The sequence below is a fragment of the Rouxiella chamberiensis genome, assembly GCF_026967475.1.
Taxonomy (GTDB): Bacteria; Pseudomonadota; Gammaproteobacteria; order Enterobacterales; family Enterobacteriaceae; genus Rouxiella; species Rouxiella chamberiensis.
In genome coordinates, this window is the sequence record NZ_CP114058.1 from 2,448,164 (window position 1) to 2,473,377 (window position 25,214).

General features: G+C 55.3%; 20 protein-coding genes and 4 pseudogenes. 8 read left to right on the forward strand and 16 right to left on the reverse strand.

The window, feature by feature from the left end:
- Positions 1 to 8: 8 nt before the first annotated feature.
- The 3 genes from artJ to artM are packed head-to-tail and all read left to right on the forward strand — an operon-like array spanning position 9 to position 2,136.
- A complete protein-coding gene (artJ, locus tag O1V66_RS11355) occupies positions 9 to 740 on the forward strand; it encodes an arginine ABC transporter substrate-binding protein (protein ID WP_045046334.1) in 732 nt (243 codons plus the stop codon).
- An 11-nt stretch (positions 741 to 751) separates the two neighbouring features.
- Entirely contained in the window at positions 752 to 1,468 is a 717-nt protein-coding gene (gene artQ, locus O1V66_RS11360) for an arginine ABC transporter permease ArtQ (protein WP_045046333.1), read from the forward strand.
- A complete protein-coding gene (gene artM, locus O1V66_RS11365) occupies positions 1,468 to 2,136 on the forward strand; it encodes an arginine ABC transporter permease ArtM (protein WP_045046332.1) in 669 nt (222 codons plus the stop codon). The genes artQ and artM overlap by 1 nt, the downstream gene beginning before the upstream one ends.
- 63 nt (positions 2,137 to 2,199) lie before the next feature.
- Here artM and O1V66_RS11370 read toward each other — a convergent pair whose 3' ends face one another.
- The 3 genes from O1V66_RS11370 to O1V66_RS11380 are packed head-to-tail and all read right to left on the reverse strand — an operon-like array spanning position 2,200 to position 3,277.
- Positions 2,200 to 2,373 carry a hypothetical protein gene (locus O1V66_RS11370; protein ID WP_269127465.1) on the reverse strand — a complete coding sequence of 58 codons (174 nt, stop codon included), beginning with the start codon at positions 2,371 to 2,373 and terminating at the stop codon, positions 2,200 to 2,202.
- Positions 2,370 to 2,744: a hypothetical protein gene (locus O1V66_RS11375; protein WP_269127467.1), complete on the reverse strand. Its 375-nt coding sequence runs from the start codon at positions 2,742 to 2,744 to the stop codon at positions 2,370 to 2,372. The genes O1V66_RS11370 and O1V66_RS11375 overlap by 4 nt, the downstream gene beginning before the upstream one ends.
- Entirely contained in the window at positions 2,726 to 3,277 is a 552-nt protein-coding gene (locus tag O1V66_RS11380; RefSeq protein ID WP_269127469.1) for a hypothetical protein, read from the reverse strand. The genes O1V66_RS11375 and O1V66_RS11380 overlap by 19 nt, the downstream gene beginning before the upstream one ends.
- A 229-nt stretch (positions 3,278 to 3,506) precedes the next feature.
- Here O1V66_RS11380 and cdd point away from each other — a divergent pair, with 229 nt between their 5' ends.
- The 3 genes from cdd (at position 3,507) to sanA (ending at position 7,367) form a co-directional block, all read left to right on the forward strand.
- Positions 3,507 to 4,403 carry a cytidine deaminase gene (cdd, locus tag O1V66_RS11385; protein WP_045046330.1) on the forward strand — a complete coding sequence of 299 codons (897 nt, stop codon included), beginning with the start codon at positions 3,507 to 3,509 and terminating at the stop codon, positions 4,401 to 4,403.
- A 212-nt stretch (positions 4,404 to 4,615) separates the two neighbouring features.
- Positions 4,616 to 6,313, forward strand: coding sequence for an NAD-dependent malic enzyme (locus O1V66_RS11390; protein WP_045046329.1), 1,698 nt, complete (start codon positions 4,616 to 4,618; stop codon positions 6,311 to 6,313).
- Between the two features lie 232 nt (positions 6,314 to 6,545).
- Complete coding sequence (gene sanA / locus O1V66_RS11395; RefSeq protein ID WP_045046328.1) at positions 6,546 to 7,367, forward strand: outer membrane permeability protein SanA; 822 nt, start codon at positions 6,546 to 6,548, stop codon at positions 7,365 to 7,367.
- A gap of 116 nt (positions 7,368 to 7,483) precedes the next feature.
- Here sanA and mglC read toward each other — a convergent pair whose 3' ends face one another.
- The 7 genes and pseudogenes from mglC to O1V66_RS11430 all read right to left on the reverse strand — a co-directional run bounded on the left by mglC (position 7,484) and on the right by O1V66_RS11430 (position 16,003).
- Positions 7,484 to 8,494, reverse strand: a complete 1,011-nt coding sequence (gene mglC / locus O1V66_RS11400) for a galactose/methyl galactoside ABC transporter permease MglC (protein ID WP_045046327.1) — start codon at positions 8,492 to 8,494, stop codon at positions 7,484 to 7,486.
- Between the two features lie 17 nt (positions 8,495 to 8,511).
- Positions 8,512 to 10,032 (reverse strand): galactose/methyl galactoside ABC transporter ATP-binding protein MglA, encoded by a 1,521-nt coding sequence (gene mglA, locus O1V66_RS11405; protein ID WP_045046326.1) that lies wholly within the window; start codon positions 10,030 to 10,032, stop codon positions 8,512 to 8,514.
- A gap of 215 nt (positions 10,033 to 10,247) precedes the next feature.
- Positions 10,248 to 11,246 carry a galactose/glucose ABC transporter substrate-binding protein MglB gene (gene mglB, locus O1V66_RS11410; protein WP_045046325.1) on the reverse strand — a complete coding sequence of 333 codons (999 nt, stop codon included), beginning with the start codon at positions 11,244 to 11,246 and terminating at the stop codon, positions 10,248 to 10,250.
- Between the two features lie 309 nt (positions 11,247 to 11,555).
- Entirely contained in the window at positions 11,556 to 12,578 is a 1,023-nt protein-coding gene (galS, locus tag O1V66_RS11415) for an HTH-type transcriptional regulator GalS (RefSeq protein WP_045046324.1), read from the reverse strand.
- A gap of 267 nt (positions 12,579 to 12,845) precedes the next feature.
- Positions 12,846 to 13,992: pseudogene (yeiB, locus tag O1V66_RS11420) on the reverse strand (DUF418 domain-containing protein YeiB).
- Positions 13,993 to 14,077: 85 nt separating this feature from the next.
- Positions 14,078 to 14,749 carry a GTP cyclohydrolase I FolE gene (gene folE / locus O1V66_RS11425; protein WP_045046322.1) on the reverse strand — a complete coding sequence of 224 codons (672 nt, stop codon included), beginning with the start codon at positions 14,747 to 14,749 and terminating at the stop codon, positions 14,078 to 14,080.
- 126 nt (positions 14,750 to 14,875) lie between these two features.
- Complete coding sequence (locus tag O1V66_RS11430; RefSeq protein WP_045046321.1) at positions 14,876 to 16,003, reverse strand: YbfB/YjiJ family MFS transporter; 1,128 nt, start codon at positions 16,001 to 16,003, stop codon at positions 14,876 to 14,878.
- 140 nt (positions 16,004 to 16,143) lie between these two features.
- Here O1V66_RS11430 and ptrR point away from each other — a divergent pair, with 140 nt between their 5' ends.
- Both ptrR and fghA read left to right on the forward strand, forming a co-directional pair.
- The gene (gene ptrR, locus O1V66_RS11435) at positions 16,144 to 17,040 is read left to right on the forward strand and encodes a putrescine utilization regulator PtrR (protein WP_045046320.1); all 897 of its coding nucleotides are present in this window, start codon (positions 16,144 to 16,146) and stop codon (positions 17,038 to 17,040) included.
- 62 nt (positions 17,041 to 17,102) lie between these two features.
- Positions 17,103 to 17,951 (forward strand): S-formylglutathione hydrolase, encoded by an 849-nt coding sequence (gene fghA / locus O1V66_RS11440; protein ID WP_045046319.1) that lies wholly within the window; start codon positions 17,103 to 17,105, stop codon positions 17,949 to 17,951.
- 59 nt (positions 17,952 to 18,010) lie between these two features.
- On the opposite strand, the gene gsiD is transcribed toward fghA, so the two are convergent.
- The 6 genes and pseudogenes from gsiD to O1V66_RS11470 all read right to left on the reverse strand — a co-directional run bounded on the left by gsiD (position 18,011) and on the right by O1V66_RS11470 (position 24,960).
- On the reverse strand, positions 18,011 to 18,931 hold the full coding sequence (gene gsiD / locus O1V66_RS11445; RefSeq protein ID WP_045046318.1) for a glutathione ABC transporter permease GsiD: 921 nt from the start codon (positions 18,929 to 18,931) through the stop codon (positions 18,011 to 18,013).
- 8 nt (positions 18,932 to 18,939) lie between these two features.
- On the reverse strand, positions 18,940 to 19,860 hold the full coding sequence (gsiC, locus tag O1V66_RS11450; RefSeq protein ID WP_045046317.1) for a glutathione ABC transporter permease GsiC: 921 nt from the start codon (positions 19,858 to 19,860) through the stop codon (positions 18,940 to 18,942).
- Between the two features lie 78 nt (positions 19,861 to 19,938).
- Positions 19,939 to 21,478 (reverse strand): annotated as a pseudogene (gene gsiB, locus O1V66_RS11455) (glutathione ABC transporter substrate-binding protein GsiB).
- Between the two features lie 59 nt (positions 21,479 to 21,537).
- Positions 21,538 to 23,407, reverse strand: a pseudogene (locus O1V66_RS11460) (dipeptide ABC transporter ATP-binding protein).
- Positions 23,408 to 23,484: 77 nt separating this feature from the next.
- Positions 23,485 to 24,497: pseudogene (locus O1V66_RS11465) on the reverse strand (isoaspartyl peptidase/L-asparaginase family protein).
- A gap of 223 nt (positions 24,498 to 24,720) precedes the next feature.
- Positions 24,721 to 24,960 (reverse strand): DeoR family transcriptional regulator, encoded by a 240-nt coding sequence (locus O1V66_RS11470; RefSeq protein WP_269127478.1) that lies wholly within the window; start codon positions 24,958 to 24,960, stop codon positions 24,721 to 24,723.
- Positions 24,961 to 25,214 lie beyond the last annotated feature (254 nt).

Genomic DNA, 25,214 nt, shown 5'->3' on the forward strand with positions numbered 1-25,214 from the left:
AGTTTGCAATGAAAAAGCTTATTATTGCGGCCGTTTTAGCCGGTGTCAGCCTCTCTGCCAGTGCCGCTGATACCATCCGCTTCGCGACAGAAGCCGGTTATGCTCCGTTTGAGTTCGTGGACTCGAACAACCAGATTCAGGGCTTTGATATCGATCTCGCCAATGCCATGTGCAAAGAGATGCAGGCGACCTGTACCTTTACCAATCAGTCCTTCGACAGCCTGATCCCAAGCCTGAAATTCCGTCGTATCGACGCGGTTATCTCCGGCATGGACATCACAGCAGAGCGTTTGAAGCAGGTAGCTTTCACCAACGCCTACTATGACAACTCCGCCATTTTCTTCGCGCAGAAAGGCAAATTCGCCGATCTGGCCGCGCTGAAAGGCAAACGTGTCGGCATTCAGAACGGTACGACCCACCAGAAATTCCTGATGGACAAACATTCCGAAATCACGGCCGTGCCTTACGACAGCTATCAGAATGCCGTGCTGGACCTGAAAAACGGCCGTATCGACGCCGTCTTTGGTGATACCGCCGTGGTCCAGGAGTTCCTGAAAAAGAACCCTAATCTGTCTACCGTGGGCGATAAAATCACCGACCAGAGCTACTTCGGCAGCGGTTTAGGTATCGCCGTTCGTCAGAACAACACCGAGCTGCTCGGCAAAATGAACGACGCGCTGGCCAAAGTCAGACAAGACGGGACCTACAAGGCGCTGTATACCAAATGGTTCCAGCAATAATCTGAACAGTGATGATTGACTTTCAACCTCTGCTAAGCGCCGCCGGCATGACCGTCGGCCTTGCCCTTTGCGCACTGGTCCTCGGCCTGTTTCTGGCGATGCTGTTTGCCGTGTGGGAGTCCGCGCCCTGGAAACCGCTGAGCTGGCTGGGTACCGCGTGGGTCACCATCCTGCGCGGCCTGCCCGAAATTCTGGTGGTGCTGTTTATCTATTTCGGCTCGTCGCAGCTGCTGCTGACGCTGGCCGATGGATTCAACATCAATCTGTATTTCGTGCAGATTCCGGTCAAACTGCCCGTCGACAACGTCGAAGTCAGCCCGTTTGTCTGCGGCGTGATTGCGCTGTCGCTGCTGTACTCGGCCTATGCGTCGCAAACGCTGCGTGGCGCGCTGAAAGCCGTACCGCACGGCCAGTGGGAGTCGGGTCAGGCGCTCGGGATGCGCAAAGTCGCCATCTTCTTCCGCCTGATCATGCCGCAGATGTGGCGTCATGCCCTGCCGGGTCTCGGCAATCAGTGGCTGGTGCTGCTCAAGGATACCGCGCTGGTGTCGCTTATCAGCGTCAATGATCTGATGCTGCAAACCAAGAGCATTGCCACGCGCACGCAGGAACCCTTTACCTGGTACATGACGGCGGCGGCGATTTATCTGGTTGTGACGCTAGTTAGCCAGTTCGTCATTAAACGCATCGAACTCCGTACCACCCGCTTTGAACGGAGTGCTTCCTGATGTGGGAATATTTGCCTGAAGTGCTGAAAGGTCTGCATACCAGCCTGACGCTGACTCTGGCGGCGCTGCTTGTCGCGCTGGTATTGTCCGTGCTGTTTACCATTGTGCTGACACTCAAGGTGCCGGTGTTAAGCCCGATAGTGCGTGCTTACATCACCTTGTTTACCGGTACGCCGCTGCTGGTGCAGATCTTCCTGATTTACTATGGACCGGGGCAGTTTCCCTCGATTCGCGAGATCCCGTGGCTGTGGGAGACGCTGTCGCAACCCTGGCTCTGTGCGATGTTTGCGCTGGCGTTGAACAGTGCGGCCTATACCACGCAGCTGTTTGTTGGCGCGGTGCGGGCCATTCCGGGCGGTCAGTGGGAATCCTGCCAGTCTCTCGGGATGTCGAGAAAGCAGTCGCTGCGCATTCTGCTGCCGTTTGCCTTTAAACGCGCGCTCTCTTCCTATTCCAACGAAGTGGTGCTGGTATTCAAAAGCACCTCGCTTGCGTACACCATTACGCTGATGGATATCATGGGGCACAGCCAGTTGATGTATGGCCGCAGCTACGATGTGATGGTCTTTGGTGCGGCGGGCGTGGTGTATCTGTGTGTCAACGGGCTGCTCACGCTGATGATGCGCCTGATTGAACGCCGTGCGCTGGCTTTCGAACGTCGAGACTAACATGGCAGCAGGACATATCATCGATGCATGATGATGTGTCCTGTTCCCTGCCTTTTCAAACGGTTAACTTCCCTTCTTGTCCAGCTCGTCCGCATGCTCGGGCGTAGCCACAAAGCCATTCTTCCTTTCCGTCAACCCGCCTTGTTGCCAATGGCTCGGGATCTTGGTGCCGTTTTCGAAATAATAGCGATATAAATCAACCCAGTTGCGGACTATCTCCCACTTGCCTTTATTCACAAAGGCGATAGGGAATTCCCCATTCTTGCCACTACGCCGAGGTAACCTCCGCTTTTAACCACGTTGTCTTTTTCATGATTCCACATGTGGGGAACAAAGTTGACCTGTGGCCCGTGGCGCACGACATTTTTTTCGATGAAGTCATAAGGTCTGTTGGCATCAAGTTTTGATACCTCAAGGTTGATCAGATTCTTCACCTTCTCCTCTTCACTTTCATCCGCCACGGGCACATGCCCGCCTTTGCCCCCTTTGTCGAAGCTGATGATGTCGTGCATGTCGTAATCGCCCGTATATGGAATTATTTCTTTATTTTCAACAGCCTGCTTATATTGACCAATCTTGGCGTCGTCATCTAAATCCAGTTCAAACACGGTATCCATTTTGGCTTTGGTGTCATAGATGTATACGCCCGTGATCTTTTGGTCTCTTTGTCCCAACGGCCCACCATGCCAATCAGGCCCTTATCTCTCGCCAACTGCAAAATATTGCCGCTTTCTGCCGCGCCATAGGCTTTTTCTACCGAGGCTTTCTTGATGGTTTTCTCGAGGATGTTGTGCCCTTTGGCGGCAGCGCCCTGATTCAGCGCATCGAGCGTCGGCCCACCGGCAGAACGGAAACTCCCCGCAAAATTACCGGTTCGCGATGCGTTTTCCATCGCCGCCATGTGCTGTTCCGTCACGAACTCGATTTTTACCTGATTCGCGGCATTGACCCGGTTGACGATAGCCCTCATTTTCTGTTTGTCCAGATACGTCTCCAGCCGGTTCTGGCTCTGCTGACTGGCGGACGAATAGCCGGAGGTCTTGGAAGAGTTGGAGGAATCCGTGGAATTTGAAGAGCCGGAAGAGAGCTTACGGTCACCCTGAGTCAACGGTAAGTTCTGGTAGATTTTTCCTATAGGCATAATCCATGTCCAAATTTTATGGTCAGATACGTGATTATAGGCTTGGTGAATAGGTTGATTAGGTGGAAAAAAGCCGCCAAGGCGAATGGATAAGGACGCGATGACGGCGATACCTCTCGCAATCTCGAGATTTATTGCAGTGATTACATAAATAAAGTGATTATTGTCACACTAAACAGGCAAAAAGCCCCTTAGAATAGCCTGCCACAACGTTTTCAAGGATGTCTCCATGCACACTCGTTTTATCGATGCTTTCGCCGGCCTGACCGCTTCACTGCAATCTGCCCTTGAGCCGATACTCCGCCATGATGACTTCCCCGCGATGCTCACAGCCACTCAGGTCGAGTCGATAAAGACCCTGACAGGACTGGACGACGCCGCGCTGGCCTTTGCGTTACTGCCCCTCGCCGCCGCCTGCTCCGTCGCACCCATTTCAAGATTTTATGTCGGTGCCGTGGCTCGCGGCGTTAGCGGCAATCTTTATTTCGGTGCCAATATGGAGTTTCGCGGCGCATCGATGCAACAGACGGTTCACGCCGAACAATCGGCGGTGACGCACGCCTGGATGCGGGGCGAAGCGCGCCTTGCCTCAATCACGGTCAACTACACGCCGTGTGGCCACTGTCGACAGTTTATGAATGAATTGAATAGCGGTACCGAGTTGGCTATCCACTTGCCGGACAGAGCGGTCGCCAGTTTGGGGGACTACCTTCCCTACTCCTTCGGACCTCGTGATTTGGACATCGCGACGCTGCTGATGGACGACGTCGATCACGGCTATTCGCTTCCGGCCGACACGCCACATCACGACGAACTGGCGCAGCAGGCGCTGATTGCCTGCAACCAAAGCCATGCTCCCTACAGCCAGTCTCACAGCGGTATTGCGCTGGAAAGCGGAAACGGCAAGCTGTTTACCGGCCGCTACGCCGAAAACGCCGCGTTCAACCCGAGCCTGCCGCCTTTGCAGGCGGCGCTGGTGGTGTTGAATCTTGCCGGAGAAGACTGCCTGAAGATTACCCGGGCGGTGCTGGTCGAGCGTCAGGATCCGCTGGTCAGTCAGTATGACGCCACACGCGCCACGCTCGCCGCGCTTGGCTGTCTGGCACTGGATCACATCCCTCTTTAATCGACCCGAACAGGCCATCGCGGATGGCCTGCTCCGCGGTTCTCTTCAACAAAGCATCAACTGCCCGCTTCCCGACAGGGAAACCATTGAGTTGCGCCTTTCTCCTCTGCTAAAGTCCTTGGGTCACACAGGCCATTATAAAATCGATGTGATCATCTACACTTATTCACTTTGCCTTTTCTGCCCTTTCCGAGACCTGAAGAGTAAAATCAATGGAACTAGAATACGAAAGTAAACGCCCGCTTTATATTCCGCATGCAGGCCCTATCCTGCTTGAATTCCCCTTATTGAACAAAGGCAGCGCCTTTAGCCAGGAAGAGCGCGCCAACTTCAACCTGCACGGCCTGCTACCGGAAACGGTTGAAACTATTGAAGAACAGGCCGCGCGCGCCTATCGTCAATTTCAGGATTTCAAAACCGATATCGATAAACACATTTATCTGCGCAATATTCAGGACACCAACGAAACGCTGTTTTATCGGTTGATTGACGAGCATCTAAGCGAAATGATGCCGGTCATCTATACGCCGACGGTCGGCGAAGCCTGCGAGCATTTCTCTGAAATCTATCGTCGCGCACGTGGACTGTTTATCTCCTATCCGAATCGCGAACACATCGATGACATGCTGCAAAATGCCACCAAACAGCACGTTAAAGTTATCGTGGTGACAGACGGCGAACGTATTCTCGGCCTCGGCGATCAGGGCATCGGCGGAATGGGTATTCCTATCGGTAAACTTTCCCTTTATACCGCCTGTGGCGGCATCAGTCCGGCCTACACGCTGCCGGTCGTACTCGACGCCGGTACCAACAATCCGCAACTGCTCAACGACCCGCTGTACATGGGGTGGCGTCATCCGCGTATTACGGGCGATGAATACTATGCGTTCGTCGATCAGTTCATCGAGGCGGTCAAGGTCCGTTTCCCGAACGTGCTGCTGCAATTCGAAGACTTCGCCCAGAAGAATGCCATGCCGTTGCTCAACCGCTATCGTGAGGAGCTGTGCTGCTTCAATGACGATATCCAGGGCACCGCTTCCGTCACCGTAGGCAGTCTGCTGGCCGCCAGCCACGCCGCAGGTAGCCGCCTGCGCGATCAGACTGTAACCTTCCTCGGAGCCGGTTCTGCGGGCTGCGGCATTGCCGAGCAAATCATTGCGCAGATGAAATCGGAAGGATTGAGCGAAGACGAGGCCCGTTCACGCATCTTTATGGTCGACCGTTTTGGTCTGCTGACCGACAAACTGACCAACCTGCTGGATTTCCAGAGCAAACTGGTGCAGAAGAGTGACAACTTGCAGGGCTGGGACGTCAACACAGACAACATTTCGCTGCTGGAAGTGGTGCGCCACGCCAAGCCGACCGTCCTGATTGGTGTTTCCGGTCAGCCGGGCCTGTTTACGGAAGAGATCATCCGCGAGATGTACAAGCACTGCGAACGTCCTATCGTGATGCCGCTGTCGAACCCGACCTCGCGCGTGGAGGCGCATCCGGCCGACATCATCAGCTGGACCGACGGTGCAGCGCTGGTCGCGACCGGCAGTCCTTTCGCGCCGGTGAGCTACAAAGACAAGGTCTACCCGATCGCACAGTGCAATAACTCCTATATCTTCCCTGGCATCGGCCTTGCCGTGATAGCCTCGGGGGCCAGGCAGGTGACCGACGGCATGCTGATGGCCGCCAGTCGCGCACTCGCCGAATGCTCACCGCTCGCCACCGACGGCGTAGGCTCCCTGCTGCCCGATGTAAACGATATTCAGGGCGTTTCGAAATGCATCGCAATGGAAGTGGGCAAAGCCGCGCAAATCGAAGGCGTTGCACAGGTCACCACCGAAGAAGCGCTGTCGAAAGCCATCGAACACAACTTCTGGGCGCCGCAATACCGTAGCTATAAGCGCACCTCGTTCTAACTCGTCATTCCGGGCGCTGCCGCGCCCTTGATGTTGTTTAAGTGAGTGAGCTTATATTGGTAAGTGATTCGGGTGAGTCAGTGCAGTCAACGCAGTCATCACGTCAACGACGCCGGATTTAGCTGAAAAATACAGCGGACGTGCCGCATTAAGTCCCATTTTATTGCGTCAGCCCCGCAGGTAAAGTAGCCTTGAATCTTCTGTAACTCTTCTGTGACTTTAAGGCAATTCCATGATTAAGCGGCTAATAGTGGGCTTCATCGGCATTATCGTGTTAATGCTGATTGTCGCTATTGGACTTGACCGCTGGATAAGCTGGAAAACCAAAGATTATATTTACGACGAGGTGCAGGAGTTGCCGCATCGGCAGGTTGGCGTCGTGCTCGGCACTGCCAAGTATTATCGTACCGGCGTGATTAATCAGTATTATCTTTACCGCATTCAGGGTGCCATCAACGCCTACAACAGCGGCAAAGTGAAATACCTGCTGTTGAGCGGCGACAATGCGCTGCAAAGTTACAACGAACCGATGACCATGCGCCGTGACCTGATGGCGGCCGGTATTCCTTCCAGCGACATCGTGCTCGACTACGCCGGTTTCCGCACCCTCGATTCCATCGTCCGTACCCGCAAGGTATTCGATACTAACGATTTTCTGGTGATAACCCAGCGTTTCCACTGTGAACGTGCGCTGTTTATCGCGCTGCATATGGGCATTCAGGCGCAGTGTTTCGCCGTGCCGTCACCCAAAAACATGCTCAATGTGCGCAGCCGCGAGATCTTTGCCCGCCTCGGCGCACTTAACGATCTCTATATTCTCAAGCGTCAGCCGCGTTTTCTCGGCCCGCTTATCCCTATTCCTGCCGTTCACCGCATTCCCGACGATGCCCAGGGTTATCCTGCCGTCACGCCGGAACAGGTGGTTGCGCTGCAACAAACGCTGGCAGCCGAGAAGAAAGCGGCCCAGAAGAAGCGGCTAGCCGCGCAGCCTGACAAGGTCGAGCGCCCCGAAGCCGCATCGCAGGATGTCATCCCGCCCTTTCCCGCCAAATAACGGGCATAAAAAAAGCAGAGTACAATCCTGTACTCTGCATAAAGGGCTTCTGCTGACTCATCGCGCCGGAAACTGCACTTCCGTGACGTTGAGCGTGGCTATCGATAAGTTTTAACTTACTTCTTCTTGGCGTACTTAAGTGAATCGAGCGCAACGGCGAAGATGATGATCCCGCCCTTGATGATGTATTGCCAGTAAGGGTTCACACCGATATAGGTCAGACCGTAGTTGATGACCGTAAATATCAGTACCCCCGTTACGACGCCTGCTACCGACCCCACGCCTCCCGCGAACGACACGCCACCGACCACACAGGCCGCGATGGCATCGAGCTCATACATGAAGCCGAGGTTGTTGGTGGCGCTGCCGATACGTCCGGCTTCAAGCAGGCCGCCGAAAGCATAGAACACACCGGACAGGGCATAAATCATGATCAGGTTGAGCGGAACGTTGACCCCCGAAACCTTCGCCGCTTCCGGGTTGCCGCCGATGGCAAAGATATTTTTGCCGAAGCGGGTTTTATTCCACAACACCCAGACGAAGGCGATGGCAATAATCGCGTAGAAGGTAATATAGGAAAGCTTCAAGCCGCCGACGTTGATAAAGCCCTGCGCGAAATGCGAGAAATTAGAGTCAAATCCGGCAATGGGCGAAGCTCCCACGAAGTCGTAATACAGCGAGTTTATCCCGTAAACGATAATCATCGTGCCGAGCGTGGTAATAAACGGCGTCACGTTGAGATAGGCGATAATAATCCCGTTAATCAGGCCGATAATGGCACCGATTAAACATACGGCCAGAATCACCAGCGGGATTGGCACAACCTCAAGATGCGGGAAGACCTTGTTGACGTTGTCCATTCCCTGCAACATGGTCGCTGCCACTACTGCCGCAAGCCCTACCTGACGCCCTGCGGACAGGTCGGTACCCTGCGTGACAATGAGTCCGGCCACACCCAGCGCAATAATTACGCGCACGGAAGACTGGGTTAAAATATTACCCAGGTTAATCAAGCTCAGGAATGTCGGATCCTGGAAGATAATAATCGCCAGCAACACAAACAGCACCACATAAATCCCGCCCTCTTTGAAATAAGTGAGCAGGCTTTTCTTATTTAATGCTTTCATAATAAGAACCCTTAAAATTAGAGGTGCAAAGAGGCAAGGCGTAATATTTCATTCTGCGAGGTCGTTTTGGTTTCAACGATCCCGGCAACCTGTCCATTGCTCATGACTAAAATTCTGTCAGTAATTCCCAGCAGCTCGGGCATTTCGGAAGAGATAATAATGATCCCTTTCTCTTTCTTCGCCAGTTCTGTCATCAACTGATAGATTTCAAATTTCGCGCCAACATCGATACCGCGTGTCGGCTCGTCCAGCATTAATATTTCGGGCTGGGTCAGCAGCCAACGGCCGATAATGACCTTTTGCTGATTACCGCCTGACAATGAACCAATACTGGTGTGGTGCCCCGGTGTTTTCACCCGCATTGAATCGATAACCCATTGGGTATCACTTTTCATGCGGTTATTATCCAGCAGGCCGATTTTATTTTTATAGCTGCGAATATTGGAAATAAGCGAATTGAAGCCGATATCCAGATAGGCATAAATACCGGTTGCCCGCCGCTCTTCCGTCACCAGTGCAAAACCGTGGTTAATGGCTTCGTTGGCGCTGTGATTATTTATTTTCTTGCCATGCAGTTTGATGGTGCCCTGCACTTTTTCGCGAATACCAAACAGCGTTTCGACGATATCGGTACGTTTGGCGCCCACCAGCCCGGCAATGCCGAGAATCTCGCCTTTGTGCAAATCAAACGACACATCGCGAATGGAAGGCTGGCGCAAAGACGTCAGATTGCGTACTTCGAGAATCACTTCACCCGGCGTATTCAGGCGATCCGGGAAACGCTGGCTTAACGAACGGCCCACCATCATCGAGATGATTTTGTCCATGTCCAGCCCTTCAAGCGGCTGGGTCACAATCCACTGTCCGTCGCGCAGTATCGTGATTTCGTCACACAGCTGGAATATCTCTTCCATCTTATGGGAAATATAGACAATGCCGCAGCCGCGCTCCTTTAATTTACGAATAATCGTGAACAGATGATTAACCTCTTTCTCGGTAAGAGACGAGGTCGGTTCATCCATAATCACAATTTTTGCGTTGTAGGAGAAAGCCTTGGCAATTTCAATCATCTGCATTTGCGAGACGGAAAGCTTGCCGACTTTTTCACGGGGATCGATATCGATATCAAGCTCATCAAAGATAGCTTTGGTGTCCTGATACATTTTGTCCTGATCGACAAAGAAACCTTTGGTCGGATAACGCCCCAACCACATGTTGTCCATCACGGTACGTTGCAACACCAGATTCAATTCCTGGTGAACCATCGAAACGCCCTGTTCCAGCGCCTCTTTGGAGCTTTTAAAATTAACTTCCTTACCCTGAAAAAGAATCGTCCCCGAGTCTTTACTGTAAATACCAAACAGGCATTTTAATAATGTCGATTTACCGGCCCCGTTTTCTCCCATCAAGGCATGGATAGAATGCGGACGCACTTTTAAATTCACATTGTCTAACGCCTTTACGCCCGGAAACGATTTATTAATACCGCTCATTTCCAGCAGCCACTCGCGGGGCTGTTCCGTACCAAGATCGGCCATAGCGCTACCTAATTAAATGAAATCTGGCTAATGATTAAAATCGCCGGCCAGAACGTTCCTGACCGGCTGACCTAAGCGACATAACGCAGAGTCTTTATTACTTAAAGTTTTGCTTAAAACATGCCACTGCTTTAGCTTATTAGCCGTTTGACTTTTTTCTTTAAATATAAAGGTCGAAACTTAATAACTTTTACAGCGTTCGGTACTCCAAAACATTATTTCACGTAGTCGGACAAGTTGTCTTTATCGACCGGCTTATAGGCAACGCGTACGACTTTATCAACCACTTTCCACTGGGTTCCGTCTGCCGCCGGTTTGCCTTCGGCAAGATTTTTCGCCAGATCAAAGGTCGCTTTCGCCTGATTTTCCGCATCGTTCAATACGGTACCGGCCATCGCACCGGATTTCACCAGCGCCAGCGCTTCTGACAGGGCATCGATACCGAATACCGGAATCGCCGTTTTGTTGTGGGCTTTCAGGGCTTCAATGGCTCCCATCGCCATGGCATCGTTGTTGGCGATAACCACTTCAATCTTGTTGGCGTTGGGGCCGGAGAACCAGGCGTCGGTTTTATCTTTCGCCTGAGCGGTGTCCCACATCGCGGTATCAAGTTGCAGCTGCTGGGTCTTGATGCCCTCTTTCTCGTTCAGCGTCTTGATGACATAAGAAGTACGCGCTTCGGCATCAGGGTGACCCGGCTCGCCTTTCAGCAACACGTACTGGATTACGCCGTCTTTATTGAGGTCCCAGGCCGGATTCGCCTTCCAGTGTTTGCCGATAAGTTCGCCCTGAATGACGCCGGACTCTTTGGAGTCGGTGCCGACATAATAAACCTTGTCATAGCTGTCCAGCGCCTTGCGGGAAGGTTCTTTGTTGAAGAACACCACAGGGATATCTGCGCCACGGGCTTTTTCGATAATCACAGGCGCGGCCGCCGGGTCAACGAGGTTAATCGCCAGCGCTTTAACGCCCTTGGCAATCAGCACGTCAACCTGATCGTTCTGCTTGGACTGGTCGTTTTGCGAGTCATTCATCAACAGCTGAATATTTGGCGCGGCCTTGGCATCTTTTTCGAGGTCTTTACGCAGACCGGACATGAAGTTGTCATCGTATTTATAGATAGTGACGCCAATGCGCGTGTCGGCAGCGTGTGCGGCAGTGCCAAACATCATGCAGGCAGCCAGAGTCGCCAGGGTGAAAACCTTCTTATTCATTTGTATCTCCGGTTTTATGTAGGGGGTACTAAGTTGGCATCCGCCGCTCCTGGGGAAAGAGTGACTGGATACCTGCCTTCCTTGACCAGGATCTTCCGGAATTGCTTATCATCAATAGTTATTATTTTTGGCTCAATTCATCGTCTGTTTTAAAAACCCTAATCAGACGATGCAATCTCACTGCTGCCGTGTAGCCAACGGGATGACACATCATGAATCATCCTGAAAACGCCTGAATCATAATCGGTGCCCTGTTAATAAACTGTGAAAGTTCTCACAGATTGAAAACGGTTACATGATAATAAATACTCATTGAGTGACGGGTGCCACACTTTGAAACGGCGCGACTGAATGGCGTTGAACGAGGGTAGGCATAAAGCAGTGGGACACACCCGCCGTCAGCTGATTGGCAGCCCCCTGCAAGGCCAGTTCGGTAGCCAGCGTCGCCATTGAAATGATGGGATAACGCACGGTAGTGAGCTTGGGACTGGTGTAGCGGGCAATGGGAATGTCATCGAAACCAATCAGCGAGAAATCCTGAGGTACGCTGATTCCATTCTCTTTTAGAACCGCAAGCGCCCCGGCCGCCATAGAGTCGTTATAGGCAAAGATGGCGCTGAGGTGCAGATTACGGCCAAGCAGTTCGACCATTGCCGCCTCGCCGCCCGCGAGATCGGGTGAACCTACGGCGTGCCAGCTTTCCGAAGGGAAATGACGTGTCTGCTGCATCGCGGTCAGGTAACCCTCCAGCCGCTGCTGCTGATCGGCGATAGGATGACTGGAACCGATATAGCCAATGCGCTGATGTCCCTGCATTATCAGCAATTTAGTGGCCATTTCGGCCCCCACGACATTGTTTAGCGAGACGCAGCGATGCTCGTAACCGGTTACCATGCGGTTAATCAATACCATGCCCGGCACCTGGTCCATAAACAGTGCCAGCTCGGCATCGCTCAACGCTTTGGCGTGCACAATCAACGCGTTGCATCGCTGGCGAATAAGCACTTCAATGGCGTGACGCTCTTTTTCAGCCTGATGATAACTGTTGCCGATCAGCACATATTTGTTGTGCTGCTGGGCAACAGTATCAACCGCTTTCACCAGCGCGCCAAAAAAGGGATCAGACACGTCCATGACGACCACGCCAATGGTGTCGCTGCTTTGCGTCGCCAGCGCCTGCGCGTTGGCATTGGGCCGATAACCCAGCGTCTTGACCGCTTTCAGCACCTGTTCGCGGGCCTGTTCGCTGGCAATGGCCGGATTATTCAGAACGCGGGAGACGGTAGCGACGGACACGCCGGCGAGTCGGGCGACATCACGAATGGTGACCATAGGCCGCTCCGTGGGTCATCAACAGCGGCCGACAGGAGCAGGAAGAAGAGAGATCCCGGGGATAAGAGGCGAAGTCTGACAAAGGGAGAAGTACAGTGATCATGGGTGTTTCCTGTTTTTAGTTAAGCGATCGGCTTACTCTGCACGACCGCTATCCTAAACGCTTTAACGAAGGTTCAGCGTGAATCTCGTCACAGCATAGAAAACGTTTACATACAATTTTTCAACTTTCCCTGAAAAGTCACAGAATGCCTCGGCCTCGATGCATCAGGTGGGGCTGCCCGCCACTTTCGCAGTCAGTCTGCGCCATAGCCATTCCAGCGGTCCCTGCCTGAAATACCGCAGCCATATTAACGTGACCAGTAAATTGATGGCCCACACCGCGGGCACCAGCGCGACGAGTTGCAGCCGGTTGAAATGCTGATAAAAACCAAGGGTATTGAAGAAGAATACACAGATCAGGGTTTGCAGCAAATAGTTGGTCAGCGCCATTCGCCCGACCTGCGATATCGCCCATACCCAGCGACGACTCACCAGTAGGGGCCAAAAGCCGTAACACAGCGCCAGATAGCCGACGGCGAGCATCAATGCGCTTAACTCGCGGGGAATCTGCAGGTAAAACCCGCTCCAGCGATAGTCCCAGCCGGTCTGCCAGGCGGTGGTCGCTGCGGCAATCTGCATCAACCATGAAAGCGGTAACAACAAGCCCGCAAGGCGCAGATAATGCCGGGGCGCAAACTCGCCGCGAAGCCAGCCGCTGCGCATCAGGCTCGCTCCAATCAACATCGCGCCGCCCAACTCCCAGCCATATTGCACCGCAATCGAAATCAGACTCGAGGACAGCAAATCAAGGCGATTGTCGATGGCCTGCAGGCCGCCCTGAATATGCCATAAACGCTCGTACTGAATTTCGGCGTAACCCGGCGTCCAGAAACTGCCGGGTTTGGGTGAAGAGATAAGCCCGAGCAGCAGCAACACGCCTACGCCGATGAGATAGAGCACAATGCCGGTGCGCAGCAGCGACGCCGTGTTTTTCGCCTCTCCGACCAGCCGCCAGAACCACCAGCCCAATCAGGCCGTAGGCCAGCAGAATATCGCCGTCCCAGAAAAAAATGGCATGGACAAGGCCACAGAGGACCAGCAGCGACAGCCGTGACTGGATCCAGGCTTTGCCGCGCGGCAGCAGCAGTTGCAGCCCTGCCCCGAACAGCATCGCGAACATCATCAGAAATTTGCCCTGCGCCAGCACGTCGAGCACGGCCCAGGTCCAGGCATCGAGCGACGAAGGTTGCCCGGCGTAGGCAGGATTCAGATAGGCGGCTTTTGGCAGGCCGAAGGCGCTGATGTTAAGCAGAAGAATGCCGAAAATGGCGATACCACGGGCGAAATCCAGCGTGGCGATACGTGGGCGCATCGATGACGTCCTGTAGCGGAAAACAGATAGACTAACGGCACCCATAAGGTGCCGCAAGTGCTGAAGTTTAGTTTACTGCTTTCAATCAGTTATGACGGATGGTGCGGATAGTGCGCAGGAATTCCTGACGTGTATTCTGACTGGTCTTGAACAGGCCGCCCAGTGACGTGGTCGTGGTGGCGCTGGTGGCGTCACGAATACCGCGCGCCTTCACGCAGTAATGCACCGCGTCGATGGAGACCGCAACGTCTTTGGTGCCCAGCAACGTTTGCAGGGCAATCAGGATCTGCTGAGTCAGTCGCTCCTGCACCTGCGGGCGCTGCGAGAAGAACTGAACGATACGGTTGATTTTAGACAAACCGATGACCGCATCTTTCGGGATGTAGGCTACCGTCGCCTTGCCGTCGATGGTGACAAAGTGGTGCTCGCAGGTGCTCACCAGGGTGATGTCACGCACGGAAATCATCTCGTCAACCTTCATCTTGTTGGTGATGACGGTGATTTTCGGGAAGTTGGCGTAATCCAGACCGGAGAAGATTTCGTCGACGTACATTTTGGCGATGCGCGTTGGCGTCTCGGCCAGACTGTCGTCGGTCAGATCAAGATTGAGCAACTGCATGATACCGGTCATGTGCTCTTTAATACGCTGCTTACGTGTCTCGGCGTCCAGCGATGGCTCTTCACGCAGCGGGGTTTCAAGACCACGGGCCATCAGGGCCTCATGAACCAGTACAGCTTCTTTACTCAATGTTGCCATTCTCTTCTTCTCCAGCAGTTAATACCACCCTGGTGCCAAGCACACCAAAATGAGGTGGCTTACTGTAGTGGAGTCTGCCGTCAGAATCCAGTGATTGTCCTTCATGATGGGTGAAATAGCTGCAAGTTATCGACCGCGTCGAATCACCAAAGCCCCAGCCACGCAAAATCCGGCCATTGCCACGTAAAGCGCCGGTTCGAGCCGATGTGTCAAGGCAGTGGAAATCGCCGACAGCAGCGGGCCCATCAACTGCCCGACCGCATATCCCGTGGTCAGCAATCCGGCCATGTAGCGGCTGTGATTCGGAGCCAGTTCGCGGCTGTATTGCAACGCCAGCTGCACCACGCACAGGAAACCGCCGCCGGTCAGCAAGGCCCCCAGAATCAGGCCGTTCACACCCGGCACCACCTCGGCACACAGCACGCCGCAGCCCTGCAACCACAAGGTAATCGCCAGCCGCTGATGCGTGGTCAGAAGATGACGGGTCAAAATACCGATAATAATGCCGATAATCGCCGCGCCGCCAAATACCGGCCAGACAAACTGGGCAAACAGGCTGTCGGGGAAACGGGCATTCGCCATCTGCGAGAAAAAAGTCGCGGGAAGGATATAACCAAATCCGGCGAGGCTATAAGACAGCAGCAGGCGCTTGAGCGCGGGCGTCATGACCAGCGGCTCGGCAACGGTGTTGGCGCGATGCAGTTCGCCGACGCGCGGCAGATTGCGGGTAATAAGCACCACCAGAATCAGGGCCAGCACGCCATACACCGCCCAGGCTTCGGCCGCACTCAGAGCGGCACCGTGGATAATCACCGCCAGAATACCGCTCAGCAGAATCCCCGCGCCCGGCCCTGCAAATACGGCCGCGCTCAACGCAGGACGACCAAAGTGCGCGAGGCGTTCATTGCACCAGGCCGACACCAGCACCATCGCCCAGCCGCTGGTCCAGCCAATCGCGAAACGTATTGCCGAGTGCCACACTTCGCCGGTGACGGCGGCAGACAACAGCGTCAACACCACTGCGCCCCAGACGCCAATCCACAAGCGGCGCTCGACGTGGCGCGTTGATTTCATGGCATCATAGGCGCCGAACAGATAGCCGAGATAGTTGAAAGCCGCCACCAGCCCCGCGCCCGTCAGGGTAAACTGGTGCTCGGCTATCATCAGGGGAACCTGAGGCGTAAAGGCAAACCGCCCGATGCCCATCGCCACCACGAACGCTAAAAATCCCGTCAATGCCACTCGAAATGCCATACCTGCCCCTTTTGAATTGATAGGCCGCGAAACTTCTGTCGTCGGCGGCTGGAATAAATGCTTTCCATCATCATGGTCCAAAGATAGAATCACGAATAGTGAATAATTAAAACCAACTTAGTGACGATAAGAGAACAGCTATGGATCTTACCCAGCTCCGCATGTTTTGTTCCGTGGCAGAAACAGGATCGGTGGCCCGCGCGGCCGAACTGTTGCACCGCGTGCCTTCCAATCTCACAACCCGCCTGCGCCAGCTTGAACAGGAGCTGGGCAGTGACCTGTTTATTCGTGAAAAGCAGCGTTTGAGGCTGTCTGCGCTTGGACGCAACTTCCTCGATTATGCGCAGCGCATTCTGGCATTGAGCGAAGAGGCCATGGCGCTGACCCACGCCGGTGAACCCGCAGGCCAGTTTTCTCTTGGCGCGATGGAAAGCACGGCCGCCACGCGGCTGCCTGCGTTACTGGCGACATATCATCAGCATTATCCGCAGGTTGCCCTCTCCCTCGTTACCGCGACATCCGGTGAAACGATAGAAGGCGTGCGGTCGGGTCGCCTGGCGGCCGGACTTGCCGACGGCCCGATAGACTATGATGATTTGAGCGGTTGCATCGCGTTTCATGAAAGAATGGTGATCATATCTCCCCTGGGTGAAGCGCCGATGGTCGATTTGCCGGGCCGCCCCGGACACACGGTATTTGCGTTTCGCCCAAGCTGCTCGTATCGTCAAAGGCTGGAAAACTGGTTGAAACATTCCGGTTTGCAGGCCAATAACACGATGGAGATTCAGTCTTATCACTCGATGCTGGCCTGCGTCGCCAGTGGTTCGGGCATCGCCATGCTGCCGCGTAGTCTGCTGGCCCAGTTGCCGGGTGCCGAGCGCGTGCAGGTTAATGAAATAGACGATGCCTTTGCCGAAGCGACTACCTGGCTGTTCTGGCGACGCGATGCGTTTGGTCCGAACGTGCGGGCGCTCAAGGCACAGATTCTGGAGCAGCAGGCCGTCGCGGCCACGCCCGAGCTGTTGCCGAGCCACTGATTGTCATAAACGCAATCCATTGATAATAAAGCATTAAAATACAAATACTCAAGGAGCAATAGATGAGCACATCATTGGAACTTCTGGAAGAACACCGGATGTTTGACGGCTGGCAGCAGCGCTATCGATATTTTTCCAGCAGCTTGCAGAGCAGCACGACTTTCAGCATTTATCTGCCGCCGCCCCGCGATGACAACCCGCCGCCGGTGGTGTACTGGCTGTCCGGCCTGACCTGCAACGATGAAAACTTTACCACCAAAGCCGGCGCCCAGCGCGTAGCCGCCGAGCTGGGGATAGTGCTGGTCATGCCCGATACCAGCCCGCGCGGTGACGACGTCGCCAACGATCAGGGGTACGATTTGGGTCAGGGCGCAGGATTCTATCTGAACGCCACCCAGGCGCCCTGGTCTGCTCATTATCACATGTATGACTATCTGGTGGACGAACTGCCGCAGTTGATACAAAGCCATTTCAATATCAGCGATCGCCAGTCTATCATGGGGCACTCGATGGGCGGCCACGGCGCATTGATGCTGGCCCTACGCAATCCGCAGCGCTTCCGTTCAGTTTCGGCCTTCGCGCCTATCGTCAATCCGGCACAGGTGCCGTGGGGTCAAAAAGCCTTCACCGCGTATCTGGGTGAAGACGAAAGTCAGTGGTTGCAGTACGACAGTTGTCATCTGCTGAGCGTATTGCCTTCGGATCAGGCCACGTTCCCTATCCTGGTCGATCAGGGCGACAGCGATCAGTTCCTGCCGGATCAGCTGCAACCGTCGAAACTCGCCGAAATCGCCCGCCAGCGCGGATGGCCGTTGCAGCTGCGTGTGCAGCCGGGTTATGACCACAGCTATTTCACCATTGCGAGTTTTATCGACGATCACCTGCGTTTCCACGCCGAGAATCTGCAGTAATCCCCCTCCGTCGAATTGGCGTCGAGCAGGCCGTTGCACCCTGCCCGACGCCCGATCCGCTAACTTTTGAGTTTGGGGTCCAGCGCATCGCGCAGGCCATCGCCCAGCAGATTGAACGCCAGCACCGTCAGGAATATCGCCAGACTCGGGAAGATGGCGACGTGCGGAGCCATCACCATGTCGGCGCGGGCTTCGTTCAGCATTGCGCCCCACTCCGGCGTTGGCGGCTGCGCACCCATGCCGAGAAAGGACAGGCTGGCGGCAGTGATTATCGACGTGCCGATGCGCATGGTGAAATAGACCACCACGGACGACAGGGTGCCGGGCAGAATATGACGAAAGAGAATCGCAGTATCGGACGCGCCAATGCTGCGCGCGGCCTCGATATAGGTCAGATTCTTCAATACCAGCGTGTTGGCGCGCACCAGTCGGGCAAAGGCCGGAATGCTGAAAATGGCGACGGCGATAATCACGTTGGACATGCCGCTGCCCATAATCGCCACCACGGCAATCGCCAGCAAAATCCCCGGAAAGGCAAACAGCACATCGCAGATGCGCATGGTGATTCTGTCCCACCCGCCTTCGTAATATCCCGCCATCAGCCCCAGCACCGTGCCGATAGCCGCGCCGAGAATAACCGACAGCACGCCCGCCGCCAGTGAAATTCGTGCGCCCATCAGAATGCGGCTGAAGATATCGCGTCCGAGCGAATCCACACCCAGCCAGTGCATCGCGGAAGGCCCTTCGTTCAGACGGTCATAATCAAAATAGTTCTCGGGATCGAACGGCACCAGCCACGGCGCAAACACGGCGGCGGCTATAAGCAGGAAAACGAACAATCCGGCGGCCAGCGCGATATGCTGTTTGCGGAAACGTCGCCAGAAGGCGCGCCACGGCGTGCGCACCGGCGTTCGACTTAGTGTGTCTGGGGTGACCAGCGGCATGGATGCCAGCGCGGCCTTGCGTCGCCAGTTTTTCATGCGCTCACTCACTTGTATCGAATGGAAGGGTTGATGACCGCGTAGAGCATGTCGACCAACAGGTTAATCAGGATAAACTCCAGCGAAAACAGCAGAACTTCGGCCTGAATCACCGGATAGTCGCGCATCTCCACCGAGTCTATCAGCAGACGTCCGAGTCCGGGCCAGTTGAAGACCTTTTCGACCACTATGGAGCCGCCCAGCAGGAATCCGAACTGCAATCCCATCATGGTCACCACGGGGATCATGGCATTGCGCAGGCCGTGTTTCACCACCACGACCGACTCGCGTACGCCCTTCGCGCGCGCGGTGCGCATGTAATCTTCCTGCATGACTTCGACAAAAGAGGCACGGGTAAAGCGCGCCATGATCGAAGCCACCGCCGCGCCGAGCGTCAGTGACGGCAGAATATAGTTACGCCAGCCGTCGGCCCCGACGGTCGGCAGCCAGCCAAGCTGCACCGAGAAGACCTGCATCAGCAACATGCCGAGCGCGAACGCCGGAAACGAAATGCCGGAGACGGCCAGCGCCATGCCGAGACGGTCGGGCCAGCGGTTGCGCCATACGGCGGAAACCACGCCTATCACCAGCCCCATGATCACCGACCACAGCATGCTGGTCAGCGTGAGATAGAGCGTTGGCATAAAGCGCGAACTTATCTCTTCGCTTACGGGGCGTTTCGAAACCATCGAATGCCCGAAATCGCCATGCAACGCGCGCTCGAAGAAGGTAATAAACTGCTGCCACAGAGGTTTATCGAGGCCCAGATCCTGACGGACCAGCTCGACGACGCTGGCATCGGCATCTTGACCGGCGAGCATACGCGCCGGATCGCCGGGCAGCAGGTGAACAAACAGAAACACCAGCACGGCGACGATAAGCAGGGTCGGGATAAGCCCCAACAGGCGGCGGATAAAATAATTCAGCATAATAAAACGGGTATTGTCATCAACGCTCTCATCCCTTTATTGCCCCGAGTAGCCTCGGGGCAGCGGCCAAATCGGCGGTTATTTCACATCCGCGCCATCGAAGTTGAATGAGGTATCCGGCATCACATAGAAACCGCTCAGGCGTTTGTTGCTCACCGACAGCAGACGTTCGGTCGCCAGGAAAGCCCAAGGCGCGTCGGCCCAGATCTTGTCCTGTGCATCTTTGTACAGTTTGGCTTTCTCGGCCTTGTCGGTGGTGTTCAGCGCATCGCTCAAATCTTTGTCGACCTGCGGATTGCTGTAAAACGCGGTATTGAACTGTTTCGGCGGCGCAGACTGGGTGGCAAACAGCGGCGACAGCGCCCAGTCGGCTTCACCCGTCGAGGCAGACCAACCGGTGTAGAACATCCGCAGACCCGACTCTTTCTGCCCGACGTTTTCTACCTGGGCGGCGCGCTGCGCGGCATCAAAGGCGGTAACCGTCACTTTGATGCCCACCTGCGCCAGCTGTTGCTGGGCAAACTGAATCACTTTCTGCGCGGTGCTGGAGTTGTGCGACGACCACAGCGTGGTGCTGAAACCGTTGGGATATCCGGCTTCCTTCAGCAGTCTCGCGCGCCTTGGCAGGATCATAAGGCCACGGCTGATATTTGGCGGAGAATTCGATATTGGCAGGCAGTGGGCCTTCGGCAGGCACGGCATAACCGGCGAAGGCAACCTTGATAAGCGCCTGCTTGTTGATGGCGTAGTTAATGGCCTGACGCACCTTGAGGTTGTCGAACGGCTTCTGCGTTACGTTGAAACTAATATAACGTTGCAGGATAGACGGCGACGTCACCAATTGCAGTTTGCTGTTTTTCTCGAGCAGCGCAGCCTGTTCGTAAGGCACGGGATAGGCTAAATCCGCCTCGCCGGTTTGCAGCATCGCGGCGCGGGTGTTGTTGTCCACCACGGGACGCCAGGTGATGGTGTCCAGCTTCGGCTCGCCCTTTTTCCAGTAACCGTCAAACTTCTTCACCTTCACAAAATCGGTCTGGTTCCACTGTTCCAGCGCGTAAGGCCCGGTGCCGACCGGATGGAAGCCGATGTCCTTGCCGTATTTGCTCAGTGCGGCAGGAGAAATCATCACCGCCGACGGGTGCGCCAGATTGTTGATAAAGGCCGAGAACGGCGCTTTCAGCGTAATTTTAACCGTGTTGGCATCCACCGCCTCGGTGTTGGCGATCATCTTGAACAGGTTGTAGCGCTTGAGATGACTGTCGGGATTGCTGGCGCGGTCAAGGTTGACTTTGACCGCAGCGGCGTTGAAGTCGGTGCCGTCCTGGAATTTCACTCCCGGATGCAGCTTGATGGTATAGGTCAGTCCATCCTGGCTTACCGTGTAGCTCTCGGCCAGTACGTTGACGAGTTTCATGTCTTTATCAAAGCCGAACAGGCCCTGATAGAAAGATTTGGCAACCGCCTGCGACAGCGTGTCGTTGGCGTCGTAAGGGTCGAGCGAGGTGAAGTTCGACCCCACCGCAATCACCACGTCCTTCGCCGCCCAGGCCGAGCCGGAGGCCATCGCGCTGACCATCAGCGTCGCCAAAACAGCCTTGCGCATCATTTTCTGCTGCATACTGATTCCTTTTCCTTAGTCATCTGTAAAAGTAACAATTGTGCCTGCTACGGCGTCTGTCAATAGAGGCTGGAGACGGCATGACGTGCCACGAAATGCCCCTGTGACACCTCGACCAGCGGCGCAACCACGGGGTCGTCGCCAACGGGGCGAATCGGGCTCGGGATCTCGTCGACCTGCAATGTGCGCTCGACCCGCCGATGCTGCGGCGACGCCACCGGCACGGCGGCCATCAACTTGCGGGTATAAGGATGCTGCGGGTTCTCGAACACCGCCGCACGCGGCCCAATCTCGACAATTTGCCCCAGATACATTACCGCCACGCGATGGCTGATTCGCTCGACCACCGCCATATCGTGAGAAATAAACAGAAATGCGATACCGAACTCTTTCTGCAAATCCATCAGCAAATTGACTATCTGCGCCTGAATCGAGACGTCCAGCGCCGACACCGATTCGTCGGCTATCACTACCTTCGGATTCAGCGCCAGCGCGCGGGCGATGCAGATTCGCTGTCGCTGCCCCCTGAAAACTCGTGCGGATAACGCTCGGCGTGCTCGGGCAGTAACCCGACCTTTTCAAGCAACCACGCCACCCGTTCTCTGGCTTCCTGACGCGTGCCGATACCGTGAACCAGCAAGGGTTCCATAATCGAATACCCGACGGTAAGACGAGGGTCCAGCGACGCATAGGGATCCTGAAAGATAAACTGGATATCACGCCGAAGATGCTGCAACGACGAGGCGGAGATTTGCCCACCGTGCTCGCCGTCAAACACCGTCTTGCCATTGAAAATCACCGATCCCCCTGACTTTCGACCAGCCGCAGCAGCGAGCGCCCGGTGGTGGATTTGCCACATCCCGACTCGCCCACCAGCGCCAGCGTTTCACCGGGATGCAGATCAAAGCTGACCTTCTCGACCGCGTGAACATAACGGGTGACGCGATTGAGCCAGCCGCTGCGCAGCGGAAAACGGGTCACCAGATTGCGCACCTGCAGGACGGGACGGGCGGCGGGATCCAAGGTCGTTTGAATCAGCGCCTCGCTCCCGGCGGCGGACGTGTGGCCCGTGGCGTCAAGCAGCGGAAAACGGGCGGGCAGCTGTGTTCCCCTCATCGCCCCGAGTTGCGGCACGGCGGCCAGCAGCGCGCGGGTGTAAGGATGCTGCGGGGAGGTGAAAATTCGGCTCACCTCGCCCTCCTCCACGCTTTCGCCCTTGTACATCACCAGCACGCGGTCGGCGATTTCGGCGACTACGCCCATATCGTGGGTGATAAAAATCACCGCCATCTGCATCTCTTGCTGCAGCACACGAATCAGTTGCAGGATTTGCGCCTGAATGGTGACGTCCAGCGCGGTCGTGGGTTCGTCGGCAATCAGCAGCGCGGGTTTGCAGGAGAGCGCCATGGCTATCATTACGCGCTGGCGCATACCGCCGGAAAGCTGATGGGGATAACTGTCGAGGATATTTCTGGCTTCGGGAATACGTACCAGCTCAAGCATGCGCAGCGCTTCGGCTCGGGCGGCGGCGTTATCCTTGCCCTGATGGAGTCGAATGGATTCGGCAATCTGCTCGCCGACCGAAAACACGGGATTCAGCGAGGTCATCGGCTCCTGAAAAATCATCGCCATATCCGCGCCGCGCAATTTGCGCATGTCGGACTGGCTGGCTGCGGTCAGGGAAACCACGTTTCCCGCCCGCCGCCGAAACAGGATGTCGCCCTGATGAAGCTCGCCGCCACCCTGCTCGACCAGCCGCATCAACGCCAGCGACGTGACGGATTTACCCGATCCCGACTCTCCGACAATCGCCAGCGTCTCGCCGCGTTTTACCTCGAAATCGAGATGACGCACCGCATCGATGACCTGTCCGTCGTGCGCAAATCGCACGCCGAGATTGCGCACCGACAAGACCTGTTCGTCAGGCATTGCCCGTATGGAGGGGGCCGGGTTTCTCTGGTTCACCGTAACTCCTTGCTCATTTACTGCTCCCTGAAACGCATGGTTTATCGATAAATGCCAACCTCGGGTGCCTGGCCGACATAGCCAAAGCCGCGATACATGCCTTCGCTGTTAAACGGCAAACAGACATTGCCGAAACGGTCGATGGCAATCATGCCGCCCGCGCCGTCAAGGGCGACGAGTTTTTCCATCACCACTTTGTCGGTGGCCTGTTGCAGCGTCATGCCCGCATACTCAATCAGTGCTGCCACATCATAGGCGGCGACGGTGCGCATAAAGACTTCGCCGGTGCCGGTGCTTGAAACCGCGACCGTGCGGTTGCTGGCGTAGCACCCTGCGCCGATAATGGGGGTATCGCCCACACGTCCGGCCTGCTTGTTGGTCATGCCCCCGGTCGAGGTTGCCGCCGCCAGATTACCGATTATGTCCAGCGCGACGGCACCTACCGTACCAAATTTGCGATCGGGATCGAGAGGATCGTCCGACGGCGACGCCGCAAGCGAGGCGGCATCGTGATCGAGCATGATCCCTTCACTGGCGCGCGCGTTGAAGCTGGTCATAACGCTCCTGCGTATAAAAGTAGTCTGCCGCGACCATTTCCTGCTGATGGTCGCGGGCAAACTGCTCGGCACCTGCGCCAGTAAACAGGACGTGCGGACTCTCTTCCATCACTTTTCGCGCAGTCAGAATCGGGTTGCGGATATGGCTGACGCAGCTCACCGCGCCTGCATCCAGCGTGCGGCCGTCCATAATGCAGGCATCCAGCTCGTGCGTGCCCTGATGGGTCATTACCGCCCCTGTCCCCGCATTGAACAGCGGACACTCTTCCAGCAGGCGAACCGGCTTCGGTCACGGCGTCCAGCGCCGTGCCGCCCGCCGCCAGAATCGCCTGACCGCTGGCGACAATCCGCTCCAGCGCCTGCAGATAAAGGCGCTCTTTTTCGGCGCTCATTGCCGCACGGGTAATGGCGCCTGCGCCGCCGTGAATGGCGATAACCGCAACCGGCGCGGTGGATTGTGGCGAAGCGCCGCGAGACAAGGTGCTTGAATTCGTCATGAGTGTGCTCTTTTGCCGCAAAGGCAGTCTAAAGAATAGTCGAAGATTTTGACTATATTTAGCCGGTCAGCGTAAGTAAAGCTGAAAGTGAAGTCCACGCAAAAGCGGTTAATTGCTTAGAATATTTAGAGAAAATTGCGGATAAAATCGAATAACGTGGGGCGGGAAATGATAAAAAAGGAAAACCAGCGGCGCTGATTTCCCCTTTTTTATGGCGAGATAGTCAATTCGGCGAGATGCGCTGCAAGCTGTTGATCCAGCCGAAGGACGGCATGGGATCTACGCGACGTGCCCTACCGTGGCGGCGCTGAATCAATCCTTTGTCTTGCATTTCGTTGAGGTCGCGGCGAATCGTTTCCAGACTCACTGCCAACCACTGCGCTAACTCGTTTACCTGAACTACCTCATGCTGATCCACCAATTTCAGTATGGCCTGGTGGCGGTTTTTTTCATCACGATGCAACTCCAAACGCGGAAGACAATTTTATGTGACATCCATCACAAAATCGAGGCTAATGATACGCTGTTGTCTCACCCATTTTTGCGATCGATCTCATTATTTTGAGATCTTTTTTATAAATTTCATTTTTACGCGCCATTTTCTTTTAAACGAAAGCACACCGACTTGGGGCTGTACGCTTAATGGACCACCATTTCTCTGGCATAATGAAAGAATATTTTTTACATCACCGGCCAGGTTTCGCCCTGTTTTGGCCG

Coding starts and splice junctions, on each gene's coding strand:
- artJ (WP_045046334.1), top strand. CDS start 9: ATGAAAAAGCTTATTATTGCGGCCGTTTTAGCCGGTGTCAGCCTCTCT.
- artQ (WP_045046333.1), top strand. CDS start 752: ATGATTGACTTTCAACCTCTGCTAAGCGCCGCCGGCATGACCGTCGGC.
- artM (WP_045046332.1), top strand. CDS start 1,468: ATGTGGGAATATTTGCCTGAAGTGCTGAAAGGTCTGCATACCAGCCTG.
- O1V66_RS11380 (WP_269127469.1), bottom strand. CDS start 3,277: ATGCCTATAGGAAAAATCTACCAGAACTTACCGTTGACTCAGGGTGAC.
- cdd (WP_045046330.1), top strand. CDS start 3,507: ATGCACACTCGTTTTATCGATGCTTTCGCCGGCCTGACCGCTTCACTG.
- O1V66_RS11390 (WP_045046329.1), top strand. CDS start 4,616: ATGGAACTAGAATACGAAAGTAAACGCCCGCTTTATATTCCGCATGCA.
- sanA (WP_045046328.1), top strand. CDS start 6,546: ATGATTAAGCGGCTAATAGTGGGCTTCATCGGCATTATCGTGTTAATG.
- mglC (WP_045046327.1), bottom strand. CDS start 8,494: ATGAAAGCATTAAATAAGAAAAGCCTGCTCACTTATTTCAAAGAGGGC.
- mglA (WP_045046326.1), bottom strand. CDS start 10,032: ATGGCCGATCTTGGTACGGAACAGCCCCGCGAGTGGCTGCTGGAAATG.
- mglB (WP_045046325.1), bottom strand. CDS start 11,246: ATGAATAAGAAGGTTTTCACCCTGGCGACTCTGGCTGCCTGCATGATG.
- galS (WP_045046324.1), bottom strand. CDS start 12,578: ATGGTCACCATTCGTGATGTCGCCCGACTCGCCGGCGTGTCCGTCGCT.
- folE (WP_045046322.1), bottom strand. CDS start 14,749: ATGGCAACATTGAGTAAAGAAGCTGTACTGGTTCATGAGGCCCTGATG.
- O1V66_RS11430 (WP_045046321.1), bottom strand. CDS start 16,003: ATGGCATTTCGAGTGGCATTGACGGGATTTTTAGCGTTCGTGGTGGCG.
- ptrR (WP_045046320.1), top strand. CDS start 16,144: ATGGATCTTACCCAGCTCCGCATGTTTTGTTCCGTGGCAGAAACAGGA.
- fghA (WP_045046319.1), top strand. CDS start 17,103: ATGAGCACATCATTGGAACTTCTGGAAGAACACCGGATGTTTGACGGC.
- gsiD (WP_045046318.1), bottom strand. CDS start 18,931: ATGAAAAACTGGCGACGCAAGGCCGCGCTGGCATCCATGCCGCTGGTC.
- gsiC (WP_045046317.1), bottom strand. CDS start 19,860: ATGCTGAATTATTTTATCCGCCGCCTGTTGGGGCTTATCCCGACCCTG.